Annotated in this window: 11 protein-coding genes; all 11 read left to right on the top strand. The window is 58.8% G+C overall.

Going from position 1 to position 13,706, the window contains the following annotated elements; all coding sequences use genetic code 11:
* Window position 1 precedes the first annotated feature (1 nt).
* The 11 genes from AC1RUK_RS34185 (at window position 2) to AC1RUK_RS34135 (ending at window position 13,652) form a co-directional block, all read left to right on the top strand.
* Window positions 2–2,413, top strand: a complete 2,412-nt coding sequence (locus AC1RUK_RS34185) for a VirB4 family type IV secretion/conjugal transfer ATPase (RefSeq protein ID WP_481840401.1) — start codon at window positions 2–4, stop codon at window positions 2,411–2,413.
* Window positions 2,414–2,469: 56 nt separating this feature from the next.
* The gene (locus tag AC1RUK_RS34180) at window positions 2,470–3,495 is read left to right on the top strand and encodes a lytic transglycosylase domain-containing protein (RefSeq protein WP_481840575.1); all 1,026 of its coding nucleotides are present in this window, start codon (window positions 2,470–2,472) and stop codon (window positions 3,493–3,495) included.
* Window positions 3,496–3,506: 11 nt separating this feature from the next.
* A complete protein-coding gene (locus tag AC1RUK_RS34175) occupies window positions 3,507–4,211 on the top strand; it encodes a type IV secretion system protein (protein WP_481840400.1) in 705 nt (234 codons plus the stop codon).
* Entirely contained in the window at window positions 4,201–4,425 is a 225-nt protein-coding gene (locus tag AC1RUK_RS34170) for a hypothetical protein (RefSeq protein ID WP_481840399.1), read from the top strand. The genes AC1RUK_RS34175 and AC1RUK_RS34170 overlap by 11 nt, the downstream gene beginning before the upstream one ends.
* 15 nt (window positions 4,426–4,440) lie before the next feature.
* Window positions 4,441–5,472 (top strand): TrbL/VirB6 family protein, encoded by a 1,032-nt coding sequence (locus AC1RUK_RS34165; protein WP_481840398.1) that lies wholly within the window; start codon window positions 4,441–4,443, stop codon window positions 5,470–5,472.
* A 38-nt stretch (window positions 5,473–5,510) separates the two neighbouring features.
* Window positions 5,511–6,203 (top strand): VirB8 family type IV secretion system protein, encoded by a 693-nt coding sequence (locus AC1RUK_RS34160; protein ID WP_481840397.1) that lies wholly within the window; start codon window positions 5,511–5,513, stop codon window positions 6,201–6,203.
* On the top strand, window positions 6,200–7,009 hold the full coding sequence (locus AC1RUK_RS34155; protein WP_481840396.1) for a TrbG/VirB9 family P-type conjugative transfer protein: 810 nt from the start codon (window positions 6,200–6,202) through the stop codon (window positions 7,007–7,009). Before AC1RUK_RS34160 ends, AC1RUK_RS34155 begins: the two co-directional genes overlap by 4 nt.
* Window positions 7,009–8,235: a type IV secretion system protein VirB10 gene (gene virB10, locus AC1RUK_RS34150; protein WP_481840395.1), complete on the top strand. Its 1,227-nt coding sequence runs from the start codon at window positions 7,009–7,011 to the stop codon at window positions 8,233–8,235. The genes AC1RUK_RS34155 and virB10 overlap by 1 nt, the downstream gene beginning before the upstream one ends.
* Window positions 8,216–9,232: a P-type DNA transfer ATPase VirB11 gene (gene virB11 / locus AC1RUK_RS34145; RefSeq protein WP_481840394.1), complete on the top strand. Its 1,017-nt coding sequence runs from the start codon at window positions 8,216–8,218 to the stop codon at window positions 9,230–9,232. Before virB10 ends, virB11 begins: the two co-directional genes overlap by 20 nt.
* Entirely contained in the window at window positions 9,229–11,358 is a 2,130-nt protein-coding gene (locus AC1RUK_RS34140; RefSeq protein ID WP_481840393.1) for a type IV secretory system conjugative DNA transfer family protein, read from the top strand. Before virB11 ends, AC1RUK_RS34140 begins: the two co-directional genes overlap by 4 nt.
* A gap of 371 nt (window positions 11,359–11,729) precedes the next feature.
* On the top strand, window positions 11,730–13,652 hold the full coding sequence (locus tag AC1RUK_RS34135) for an adenylate/guanylate cyclase domain-containing protein (RefSeq protein ID WP_481840574.1): 1,923 nt from the start codon (window positions 11,730–11,732) through the stop codon (window positions 13,650–13,652).
* Window positions 13,653–13,706 lie beyond the last annotated feature (54 nt).

The raw sequence follows: 13,706 nt of genomic DNA, 5'->3' as shown, positions 1-13,706 counted from the left end.
GATGCTGAAAGTCGTCACAGAAGAGCTTGGGTTTGGGAAGGCCGCTCAAAACGAGCGGCCTATGTCGACTCATATCCCGTATTTGCGCCATGTCTCCGATACGGTGATCGGCTTGGAAAATGGCGCCTTGATCAGCGTCATCAAGCTCGATGGCCTGTTCTTCCAGACTGAGGATCAGGCCACGCTAAACATGCGCTCCGTCGTGCAGAACACGATGATCCGTGCGCTCGGTTCCAGCCGGTTTTCGCTGTGGTCGACGGTCATTCGCCGCGCGGTTGAGACCGAGATCGGAGGCGCTTTTGATGATCCGTTCTGCGACCTGCTCAACAAGCGTTACATGGAACAGTTGCACCACAAGCGCATGTTCACGAACGAGATCTACCTGACCATCGTTAGGTCAGGCATGAGGGGTGCGCTCGGCATCGGTGACACCCTTAAGCGGATACTCAACAACGCCAGCCGCGACGGCCGCTCTCAGCAGTCACGCGAGGACGTGACGGAACTGGAGGAGCTGGTAACCAACATCACGCGCGAGCTCGAGAAATACGGCGCGCGGGCGCTCGGCATCGTTCGCCGCGACGGCGAGCCATATTCCGAACCCTGCGAGTTCTTCAACACGATCCTGACCTGCGGCGTGCCACGTAAAATGCGGCTCCCGCGCATGAGCATCAGCAACTATGTCGGCACCTCTCGCCTCCATTTCAGCAAGCGGACCATGCAGGCACAAGCCGCTGTCGACGAGGACAACCGTTTCGGTGCGCTTCTGTCGGTAAAGGAATATCCCCCCTTCACAGGGCCGGGAATGCTCGACGGCCTTTTGCAAGTCAATCACGAGTTCATTCTGACGCAATCGTTCACGATCGCGGACAAGCCCATTGCTCAAGAGCGAATTACCCGCCTGCAGCGTCAAATCCAGGCCTCGGATGAAGCGGGTAGCTCGGTCGAACACGACATCGATTTCGCAGTCAACAGCCTGATGAACCAGGAAGCCGTTTTCGGCTTCCACCATCTGACACTGTTGTGCCTGTCGCGCGATCTGGAGGGCGTGAGCAAGGCGGTCTCAGAGCTTGGGGCATGCCTCACCGACATGAACATCAACTGGCTGCGCGAGGATATGAACCTCGAAGCAGCCTTTTGGGCGCAATTGCCGGGAAATCACAGTTACATCGCCCGCAAGGCGTTGCTGTCGAGCGGCAATTTCGCCGGTTTGTCGTCGATGCACAATTTCGCGACGGGGCAATCCGACGGCGCGCATTGGGGCCTGCCGATCACGATCCTCGAAACGACGTCGCAAACGCCGTACTGGTTCAACTTTCACCAACGTGACATTGGCCACTTCCTCGTCACTGGTCCGACCGGCTCGGGCAAAACCGTCGGCCTGACGTTCTTGCTTGCCCAGGCGATGCGTATCAATCCCGCGCCCAAGGCAGTTTTCTTTGACAAAGATCGCGGTGCGGAGATCTTCATTCGGGCGGTTGGCGGCACCTACGAGGTACTGTCCCCGGAAACACCCACCGGCTTCAACCCTCTGCAGCTCGAGAACACCGGACCGAACCGGGAATTTCTCCTGCGGCTGCTAAAGGCAATGCTTCGCGCCAACGATCGTCGCGCCTTTAGCCAGGAAGACGAAGATACGCTCGAAAAGGCCTTGGCTCGGCTCATGCAAGAGCCCGCGGCTGAGCGTAACTTGGTGAACCTGTCGACCCTGCTCGTCGGTCGCTCTCGCGCAGACGCCAACGACCTTCATGCACGGCTGCGGCCATGGATCGACGGCGAGAAGGCATGGCTGTTCAACGCTCAGCACGACGTTTTGTCGTTCTCAGGACATCGTGTCTTTGGCTTCGACATGACCAACATCCTCGCAAATGAGGAGCTGCGCACACCGGCGTTGATGTACCTCTACCATCGGCTGGATGAGCTGCTTAACGGCGATCCTGTGATGTTCTTCATGGATGAAGGCTGGCAGCTGCTCCAGGATGAGACCTTTTCGGCGTTCATCGTCGACAAGATGAAGACCATCCGCAAGCTCAACGGCATTGTCGGTTTCGGAACGCAGTCGGCGGCCGACATCACCAAGGCCCGCGCATCACACACGCTGATCGAGCAGTCGGCAACGAACATCCATTTCCCCAATCCGCGCGCGGACGAGGAAAGCTACATCACCCGCTTTGGCCTGACAGTCAAAGAATTCAACTTCATCAAAAACACCCCGCCTGAGAAGCGCACTTTTCTCGTCAAGCACGGCAATGACTCGGTCATCGCCCGGCTCGATCTGTCGTCGATGCCCGACATGGTCAAGGTCCTGTCGGGCCGCAAGAAGACGATCGAGGAGTGTGCCGCACTTCGGGAAAAATACGGCGACGAGCCGGAAAAGTGGCTGGCTGAATTTTGCGGATGGGAGAAGGCTCAATGAGAAATCGTCTGGCCCTTGGCTTGCTGGTGACAACACTCGCCACCCCCGTTCCGGCGATGGCGTCCGGTGTTCCCGTCATCGACGGAGCGAACCTCGGTACAAAAACGGATCGGAAGGACAAGACCGGCGAAATCGAAGAGACCGACAAGGACCGGTTTTCGATCAACAAAGGCGTGACCTGCTCCGTCTTCAGGGAAGGCCGCAAGGACGATCCGATCGCGGCCGCGCAAGCCAACCCCGAAATCGTCGGCCTGGTCAAAAGGGTCGCGAGGGAAGAAGGCGTTGACGAGAACCTGTTTATGGCTCTCGTCTACCAGGAAAGCCGTTTCAATCCATGCGCCCAATCCGGCGCCGGCGCATATGGCCTCACACAGCTGATGCCGGGGACCGCAAGCGATCTCGGCGTCAATCGCTACAATATCGAGTCCAATTTGCGTGGCGGCGCCCGCTATCTGAAACAGCAGCTCAAGCGGTTCGGCGGCAATGTGAATCTGGCACTTGCCGCCTACAATTCTGGTCACGGCAACGTCCAGAAATACGGTGGCATCCCGCCGTTCAAGGAAACACAGGGTTACGTCAAAAAGATCACCCAACAGTGGCTGCCAGCACTCGGTGGGGCGAATGGGGCGAACATCCCGATCAATTATGGCGGCGGCAGCACATCGTACACTGGCATGCGGGATTCGACGATCAACGCCATGGCGACGTCGCAAGCCGCGCAGGAGAGCGGCGCCAACGTCGCGTCATGGCTGCAGCAACTCGGCGGCCTGACCACTGGAACCATTCAGGACAGTTGGGACCACAATTCCGGTGCGCGAAACGCCAATCTCGAAATGATGAACCAGGTCATCCTGCTCGGGTCGACAATGGCAGGCCTGTTCAATTCAAGAAACGCGATGCAGCTGACTGAAACGTCAGGCTCATCGCAGTCGTCTGGATACAAAAACAAAGGCGAAATGCCGCGCGAAACCACTGGTCTGTGCGACCCGCGCGAAGGGTTCGAATGGAGCCCCGCGGACAAGGCCTGTGTCCAGAAGCGCGAGCGTGAATCCACCCTCAACCTGCAACTCAAGCTTCAATAAGGAGCCCCTCTATGAAGCGCTCTATTCTCACTGCGTGTTCGGTTCTCTTTGCTTCCGCAGCATGGGCATCAGGCGTGCCGGTCATCGACGGCGCCAATCTCAAGGTGGCCAAGGAAACGGCCGTGACCACCGACAAGATCCTGAACACGAACAAGGACATCCTGTCGACTGTCGAAGACACGTTGAAGGCCGTCACCGGCGATCGCGGCGGTGATGCCAACCAGATGCAGAATCTGGCTGTTGGCAACGGTTTCAGCGTGTCCTCCATGCCGTCCTTCGACAGCATCATGTCAGGCGGTGTGCCAAATTTCGGCGGCATGGGTGGCGACATCAGCAAGATCGCGACCACCTTCATCGATGGCCTGCAGCTTGTGAAAAGCCTTTCTGGCAAGTCAAACAGCGGCTTTTCCAGCGACAAGTCCTATGAAGAGCTGATGAACACGGTCCTTGGCGTCTCGGCCCTTGTGACCGGATCGCAGCAGGCCGTGACGACGCGCCGGAGCGCCTTGGAGCAAGCGGGACAGAGCATCGGCCAGGCTCAGGACATCAAGGGATCGATCGATCAGAACACCCAATTGCAGGTCCAGGCCGGCCTCACCATCAACGAGCTGATCGGCGTGATGAACGGTGCTGTCGGTTCTCTGCAGGCCGACAACCAGCGCCGCCTCACCGACATTTCCAACTCAAAGAAGGCGTTGACCTACGGTGGCAACTAAGCCTGCTCACATAGTCAGGGCCTTGTTCGTGGTCGTGATCGCGGCCGGCGTTGCCGGCTGCGGTACGGTCAAAGAGAAAACGGCCCCCTGCAAGCGACCCGCAAATCTGACGTCCTACGCTGCCGATCCTCGCCAGGAATGCGGCCCGATGTCGTATGTCAACGGCGACCCGGCCACGGCCATGGCGGCAATAAAGGCGATGGCAGCTCAATAAGAACGATCGGCGGCAATGGAAGATTTCTTAGGCAACATCCTCGACCGAATTGAGGACACAGGCAGAACCTTCTCGGAAAGGGCATATGGAATTGTCGGCAGCGAAATCACGCCGCTACTCAATGTCCTGTTCCTGGCCTACGTCGCCTATTACGGCCTGCAACTCTTCACGGGAACGTCCAGGGTCAGCCTTGCCGAAGTCATCGGCCGTGTCGCCCGGATGGTGGTCATTTTACTAATAGTCAGAGAATGGAGCAATTTCGATACGCTGTTTTACAGTTGGCTGAACGACACGCCAGAGGATGTCGGGCGCGCGATCCTGACTGCCACGGGAACCGGCATCACCGAACCGACAAATGGCCTGTCGATGATCTGGAAGACCGCCAATGAAGCAGCGGCGGCGTTTGCCGAACAGTCGGGCTACTTCGCCATCCTGCCATCGATGATCGGCTTTCTCATCATGCTTTGCGTGGCAGTGTTTATCGCCGTCGCGCTGGCGATCCTGTTGCTGGCGAAGGTGATGATGTGGGTGCTGGTTGGAACGGCCCCGATCTTCATAGCCTGCATGCTGTTCGAGCAGACGCGAAGCCTTGGCGTGTCGTGGTTCCGACAGGTTCTTCTCTACGCGCTGATCCCGCTGTTCATCTATGTGGTAGCCGCCTTCCTCATCGCCGCCATGGACCCCGAACTAACCAAGGTGACGAATGCAGCGAACCAACGCCGGCTGCAGCTCAGCGACGTGTCGGCTTTCCTGCTGCTGTGTTGCGCAGGGGCGTTCGTTCTTTTCCATATCCAGGTGTTGGCGCAAAGCATCGTCGGCGGCGTCTCAGCGGGCATCGGCAACGTCGCGAGAGCTGTTGCGCAATATTCCGGCATGACGGCTCCAACCAAGGCACTCGACGTTGCGCGCGGCGCGGCAGGCGTGGTCGGCAATGCCGGTATGCGTGCACGCGATCGTATCCAATCCGGCATGGTTGACAACATTCGCACGGCCAATGAGCGCACTGCCATGCAGAAAAGAATCTCCAACAACAGCATGCCTCGCTGAGGCTGCTCGCTGGCAGGCAAAGTAAGGGCTGGATCAATATGGCAGACAACGAAGGTGCGCTGAGGAGCTATTTTCAGGACGGCGATCGATGGGAAACCGAGATCGTCAAGAAGGCGAAGCGCTCCCGGTCGCTTGCGTGGTTCGTGGCGCTGCTTTTCGGCGCGATCACGTTGCTGGCGCTCGTCGCGCTCGTTCTCTTGGTCCCGCTGAAAAGCTTCGAGCCGTATATCGTCGAGGTCGACAAGAACACCGGCTATATCGAGGTCAAGACAGGCCTGACCAAGCCGTTGACCCTGACAGAGACGCAAGCCATCACGCAAGCCAATGTGGTGCGCTATATCCGCCACCGCGAGGGCTATGACCCGTTCGCCATCGAAGAAACCTTCGGCGTTGCCGCTCTTCTGTCAACCGGGGATGCGGCACGCGAGTTAGCAGAGCAGTACAGCGCAGCCAATCCGAACAATCCGACCAAAGTCTACGGCAAAAACAAGCGCGTGCTGGTCGACGTCAAGTCCGTGACGTTCTCGAATGCCAGCACAGCACTGGTCCGGTTCTCGACAACGGAAAAGTCCGACACGGATTCGATCGTCCGGCATTACATTTCGGTTGTGCGCTACAGGTATACGGAGACGCCGGAAACGAATGAATGGCGGTTTGAAAACCCGCTCGGATTCCAGGTCTACAACTACCGCCGCGACCAGGAAACGGTCACGCCGGGGGACGAGGGATGATGAAACGCCTGCTGCTTTCGGCGGCGTTTTCCGTCGCCATCCTGACTCACGCCCATGGTGCGCAAACGCCTCGTCCGGGCAACCTCGACGGGCGCGTTACCAGTGTCGTCTATCAGCCGAACAACGTGGTCACGGTCAATGCCACCTATGGCATTTCGACCATGATCATTTTCGACGAAGACGAGAAATTCGAAACGATCTCGCTCGGCGACACGGAAAGCTGGCAGGTTGCGCCTTCCGAGAAGGGCAACATCCTGTTCGTCAAACCAGTCGCCAAGAACGTCACCACCAATATGAACGTGGTGACGACGAAACGAATCTATTTCATCGAACTGCACGACTATGCGCCAGAGGCAGGCCACAAGGTCTTCGGCGTGCGCTTCGTCTATCCGGAGAAGGATCTGAACGCCGCCTTGCGCAAGGAGGCGGAATATAGGGCGGCAAACCCCAACGTTTCGAACATCGACAAGGCCAACGTCAACATTGACTACTCGTTCTCGGGCGACGCGGCCCTGAAACCGTCGATGGTCTTCGATGACGGCAAGAAGACCTTCTTCAAATTCAACGGCCGCGTGCCGGCGATTTTTGCCGTTCAATCGGATTTTTCCGAGACGCTGCGCAATTTCCGCAAGGAGGGCGAATATTTCGTCGTCGATGGCGTCGCCACTCAATACACGCTGCGCGACGGCGATCAGTGGACGTGCATTTTCAACCTTCGAAAGCCCGACTTCGCAACTCCAGACCCCGACATCCTCGGCCCGGCTCCCGATCGCCAGGCTAAGAAGCGCTGGAGGAGCGGCAACTGATGAAGCAATCTCCAGAACTAGAGGCCATGCTTGCCGGCGACGATACGGCCATCGCCAACAAGAATGCCAAACGCAATCAGCTGCTCGGCGGTGCTGCGCTGTTAGTCGGTGGCGTTGTCGCCGCCTATTTCGTCCTCTCGCCCGCCAAGGAAACCTCTCATGACATCACCCAGGGCGACGAGGAGTTTCGGACCACGACGTTCCGTCCCCCGTCATTCGTGCGCGAGCAGGATAGGCCCGAGCCGCAACCTGACCCGGCGATCATCAATATTCCGCCACCGCCCGAACCGGTTGAACCGAAGGTCGACACGACGGGATTCAACGTTCCACCGCCGCCTCCCCCGGTTGCTGAGCCGGCCGTCGCGCCACCCCCCGCGAACGAACCGCCACCGGAAGAATTCCCGCAACGCTACAAATCAGGGCTGATCTTGCTCGACCAGGCCAAGGCTGAGGACGGCGCCGGCGGGCTCGGCGGCACCAATGGCAACGGCCCTACGGTCGCTGGCGAAGATCGCAATAGCAAGTTCCTCGCTGCTGCATCGAGCCTGGCCGACCGTGGTGCGAAAGCCACCCAACTCAAGCGCATTGATGCCTTGATCCCGGAAGGCACTCTCATTCCCGGCATCCTCGAAACGGCGATCAACAGCGACTTACCGGGGCAGATTCGGGCGATCACGTCTCAGGATGTTTATTCGTTCGATGGCCGCCGTATCCTCATCCCGACGGGAACGCGACTGATCGGTGAGTATCAGTCCGATGTGACCAGGGGACAAAAGCGCATCTTCGTCATCTGGACGCGGCTTATCCGTGATGATGGCGTAAGTGTCCGGCTGAACTCGATCGGAAGTGACAGTCTCGGCCGTTCCGGTCTCACCGGCCATGTTGACAACAAATGGCGCGAACGTTTCGGGTCGGCCATCGTCCTTTCCATCGTAGGCGCCGGCGCCAGCTACCTAACCGGCTTCGGAAGCGACCAGGCGTACGGCAAGAACAATGACGATGCCAAACGCGGCGAGGAACTGGCGCGCGATACGATTGCTGAAACCTTTAGCGACATGGCCAACCAGGCTTTGAGCGAAAATCTCCGCATCCCCCCGACCATCAGCGTTGGCCAAGGCGAGCGCATCTTTGTTTATGTCCGACAGGATCTCGATTTCAGCGCCATGTACGACGATCCCGTCACCGAAGCGATGAAGGAAATTCAACGTGAACGTCGCCGTAGGTAGAGCCCCGAACCCTTATCACTTTCTTGATCGCGCGCTGGCTCCGCTGAAACCATTCCTGGAAGACCCGCGCGTCGTCGAAATTTCGATCAACAAGCCCGGCCATGTCTATGTCGAACGTCTCGGCTCCGACCATATGGAGCACCACGAGATTCATGAGCTGACGGCCGCCGAGATCCAGAACATCGGTGAGCGCGTCGCCGGCGCGACAAGTCAGTTTATCAGCCACTCCAAGCCCATTCTCAGCGCCGCGCTGCCGACAGGCGAACGCATTCAGGTCGTCCTGCCGCCGGCCGCTCCCGAAGGCGGCTCAATCTCGATCCGCAAGCAGGTGGTCAACAACTTCACGCTCGACGAGTATCGCGACAGCGGCTCGCTAGACAGAGTATCGGTCGCCGTCGGCGGCCTAAGTGACATCGATCGCGACTTGATTGCCCATCTGCGCGCAGGCCGTATCTATGACTTCATCCATACGGCCATCACGAAACGGGTATCGATCCTGATCAGCGGCGGCACTTCCTCCGGCAAAACGACGTTTCTCAACGCGTGCTTGAAAAGCATCGATGTCAATGAGCGCATTCTGACGCTTGAAGACACACGCGAACTGTTACCGCCCCAGGCCAACAAGGTGCACCTCCTCGCCTCAAAGGGCGATCAGGGCACTGCTGACGTGACGATTCAAAGCCTGCTCGAAGCATCGCTTCGCATGCGCCCCGACCGCCTGTTTGTCGGCGAAATCCGCGGCGCCGAAGCTTTCTCGTTCCTCCGCGCGATCAACACCGGCCACCCCGGCAGCATGTCCACTGTCCATGCCGACACGCCGATGGGTGCCTACGAGCAACTTGCCATGATGATGCAACAGGCTGGCATGTCGTCAGGTTATTCCAAGGCCGATCTGATGTCCTACATTCAGATGGTCATCCCGATCGTCATCCAGCTCCGCCGCGACGGCGGCAAGCGCGGCGTGTCGGAAATCTACTTTGCCCGGGATGAATCATGAGCCAGGGCTATAAGGCCTTTTACCTGCTCTTCTGCACCGGAATCGTGTTTGCAGTCTGGATTCTCGGCTATGGCCTCGGCCTCCAGATTTTTTTCCGTGACGGCCGCATTCTCGAAGCGACGATCACCACCAATCCATTCGCCCCATTGCAACAATTCTGGCTCTACAAGAGCAACACCACATTGCAGATGGTCGCGATCTGGGCGCTCGTCCCTGCCCTCCTTGCCGGCGGCCTCGTCGCTTTCATCGGCCTTCGGCCGCAAGGCAGCCCACTCGGTGACGCGGCCTTTCAGGACATCGCCTCTCTGCGCCGCGGCAAGTGGTTTCGCAAAGCCGGCCATGTCTTCGGTCGCGTCGGCCGCAAGATCCTGCGCACCAAGGATGATCGTCACCATCTGATCATTGGCCCGACAAGATCGGGCAAAGGCGCCGGCTATGTCATCCCCAACGCTCTGATGCATGAAGGGTCGATGATTGCTACCGATCTCAAGGGAGAGATTTTCAAGGCGACCGCCGGCTATCGCCGGCGCAACGGCAGCCAGGTCTTCCTGTTCGCGCCAGGCGCGGAGAGGACCAACCGCTACAACCCTCTCGACTTCATTCGCCAGGAACGAGGAAATCGCACGACCGACATCCAGAACACAGCGAGCATTCTCGTTCCCGAAAACACCGAATCCGAAAACTCGGTGTGGCAGGCGACCGCTCAACAGGTCATGGCAGGTGCTATCAGCTATGTGCTGGAAAGTCCGTTTTACAACGGCCGGCGCAATCTCGGTGAGGTCAACTCGTTCTTCAACAGCGGTGTCGACCTGCAGGCGTTGATGAAATTCATCAAGGCAAAAGAGCCGTACCTGTCCAAATTCACGTTGGAAAGCTTCAACGCCTACCTAGCCCTTTCCGAGCGCGCCGCCGCTTCAGCCTTGCTCGATATTCAGAAGGCGATGCGGCCATTCAAGAACGAGCGTGTCGTCGCCGCGACGAACGTCACCGACATGGATCTCCGTGCAATGAAGCGTCGGCCGATCTCCGTCTACCTCGCACCCAACATCACGGATATCACGCTGCTCAAGCCGCTCCTGACGCTGTTCGTGCAACAGACAATGGACATTCTTACCCTCGAGCACGATCCGAACTCACTGCCGGTCTACTTCCTGCTCGACGAATTTCGGCAGTTGAAGAAGATGGACGAGATCATGACCAAGCTGCCCTATGTGGCAGGCTATAATATCAAGCTCGCCATCATCATCCAGGACTTGAAGAATCTCGACGAGATTTACGGCGAAACCTCCCGGCATTCGCTGCTCGGCAATTGTGGTTATCAGCTCATTCTAGGCGCGAATGATCAGGCGACCGCCGACTATGCATCGCGAGCGCTCGGCAAGCGGACCATCCGCTACCAGTCGGAATCTCGCACGATCGAGCTCTTCGGCCTGCCAAGGCGCACGAAGGTCGAACAGATTCGCGAGCGTGACCTGATGATGCCGCAGGAAATCCGGCAGATGCCGGAGAGAAAGATGGTACTGCTTATTGAAGGCCAGCGTCCGATTTTCGGCGACAAGCTGCGCTTTTTCGAGACACAGCCATTCAAGTCCGCGGAAGCCTTTTCACAGACGCACATTCCGGATGTATCGCCGATCGAATATCTCCCGGTACAGCCGGTTCCGGCTTTAACCGACGATTACACCCGGACCGGCCAGCCCGCTGAAGATGCCGATGCCCCAACTATTGGTATGGCTCTCTCCGAAAAGAGAATGTCATCACCAGTTAATGGCGCTGCGGCGATGCCGACTGTCGCTGCGACCACGAAAGTGGCGCCGGCAACAAAGGAGCCAGCAACCCGCACCGTGAATCGCAACGCCAGCCTGCCCAAACCGAAACACGCTAAAGCGGCGTCGAGTGGCGGATCGGAGGCAATACCGGACGTAGCGGCTATCGACGCCCGGATTAGAGTTGCCGAAGATAGCCTGACGCCCAGCGCTGAACGCCTAAAGCAGACGGTCTCTCAGAAAGTCGAAAAGCTCGGCCAAGCATCGCCCTCGAAACGGCGAAACTATCTTGATATCTTCGCGGCGACGGTCCCCGATCCCATTGAACTCGGCCTGGAGGGCGCCGAAGGCCAAGCATAAAGAGCCGCCGGGTGTGGCTTTTTATGCGCTGCTGTCAAATTCACAAGTGAAGTGTAGCGCTCAGAACAGAAGAAAAATGCGGTGCCGGCGGCGGAGGGAATGTCGCAGAAGGGTGCACTTGCCGTTCGTCGCAGCGGTGTCGGCTTCGCGCCTCATCTCGGTCATAGAGTCAGGCAGCGACGCTTCCTGAAAGCTGACATACCGCTACGAGTTAGTCCTAGTTGCGTCACACCGTCACTCGCTCCACTGCCTATAAAGGAAGGTCCCGAACCAAGCTCCGTTTGGCCATCGCCTTGTGGTCCTAGGCGTCACATGAAATGATCGAAGCCAGCCAGAAGCTGGGCACAGCTCTGGGTGGGAGAAATGTCGTCATGGTGACGACCCGGGCTGAGCGGCGGCTGGCGGCCATAATGGCTGCAGACGTAGTCGGCTATTCGCGTCTGATGGAAACCGATGAGGCGGCGACGCTCGACGCGCTCAAAACGCTCCGCGCGGCAGTGATCGATCCTCTGCTCAGCGAGCATAAGGGACGAATCGTCAAACTCATGGGCGATGGCGCTCTGGTGGAGTTCCAGTCCGTCGTCGATGCCGTCACCTGTGCCGTGGCGATTCAGAGCAAGGTCGCCGCGCATGAAGTGGACGCTCATGCCGAGCGCCGCTTGGTCTTTCGGATCGGGATCAATCTCGGCGACGTGGTGGTCGAAAGTGATGATCTCTTCGGTGACGGGGTGAACGTGGCGGCGCGCCTTGAGCAGCTTTGTCCACCGGGCGGCGTGCTCATCTCGGGCACCGCCTACGACCACATGAAGGGCAAGCTCAGCCTGCCAATCGACTTTGCTGGTGAGCAGAAGGTCAAAAATATCGCTGAGCCGGTCCGCACCTACAGCGTCCGAATGGCAGGGGTAAAGCGGGGATGGATCCTACGCACACGCCGGATCCGACACTTGCTAACGATGGCAACTGCCGCATTTGTTCTACTTGCGCTTGCGGTGGCCGGAGCCTGGTGGCTGAGGCCGGTAGATAGCGCCGTCGCCAAGGCTTCTATTGCCGTATTGCCGTTCACCAATATCGGCGGCGAGGAGAGTACAGGTCGGCTTGCCGACGGCATCACCGAGGACATCATCACGGATCTCGCGCGTTTTCCCGAGTTTGAGGTTGTTGCCCGCCACTCGGTCGAAACCTACAAGGGCAAGGCCCTGGATATCCGAGAGGCAGGCAGGGCGCTCAATGTCGGTTACGTGTTAGAAGGTTCGATCCAGCGTCAAGAAGGTCGCGTCAGGATCACTGCGCAGTTGCTCGACGCGGCATCAGGAACCCACCTCTGGTCCGAGCAATGGGACCGGCAGGCTGAAGACGTCTTCGCAGTGCAGACCGAGATTGCCGAACTCGTCACCAACCGACTCGGCGGTGGTACGGGACTGGTCGTAGGAGCCGAACGCAGCTTGGCGCGTCGAAAGCGGCCCGAAAACCTGACTGCTTACGAACTTTACCTTCTCGGCGGGGAGAAGATCGAGCAGTTGACCTCCGAAAGCGTCGGGGAATCGGTCCGATTGCTCACCCGCGCCGTCGAACTGGACCCCGGGCTCGCCCGCGCCTGGGTTGAACTCTACCATGCGCATAGTCTCTCAAGTAGTTTTGGGATCGAAGACGTCGAGACCGCAAAGAAGGCAGGGATGGACGCGGCCAGCCGCGCAGTTGCGCTGGATCCGGGCGACGCTGAGGCGCATTCCGTTCTAGGATCAGCGCTGGCTGAACGGGGGGAGTTCGCGCTCGCCAAAGCCTCGTTCGACACCTCCTTGCGGCTTGCACCAAACGCGTTCGAGATCCTGATGTTCTATGCCGGTTGGGCCGCTAGTTTGGGCGAGCCCGAGCGCGGTGCCGAGATGGGCGATAGGGCAATTCGACTCAACCCAAACTATCCGGTGTGGGCGGCTGGGATCCTTAGCTGGACTTATTTCGCAGCAGGTCGCAACGCTGATGCCTTGCAAATGCTCGATCGCCTGAGACCAGAGAACTACGGGGAGTCTAGCTGGGTGGTACGTGCGGGCGCTCTCGCGTCGCTTGGACGCACGGCAGAAGCCAAGATGGCGATGCGCCAAGCTCTTGAGCGGTTTCCCGGTCTGACGATAGAAGGTTTCGTTTATAGGGACAACGGCAGCGGCGATCTCCGTCTACATCTTATCGAAACTATGCGCCTCGCCGGCTTCCCATCCTGCGCCCAATCTCCGGCCGACTTGTCCGACGGGTCCGGACGCCTACCCGAGTGCATGGTTGATCGTAAGGAACAAAATTGACCGCCGGCTTCCCGCGCGGCGGCTTGAGGGAATTCCGACTGAGACAATAGCGTA

It is taken from the genome of Mesorhizobium monacense, from assembly GCF_056781675.1.
Note: the sequence above shows the minus strand (reverse complement) of the source record. Positions and strands in the feature narration are given on the sequence as shown.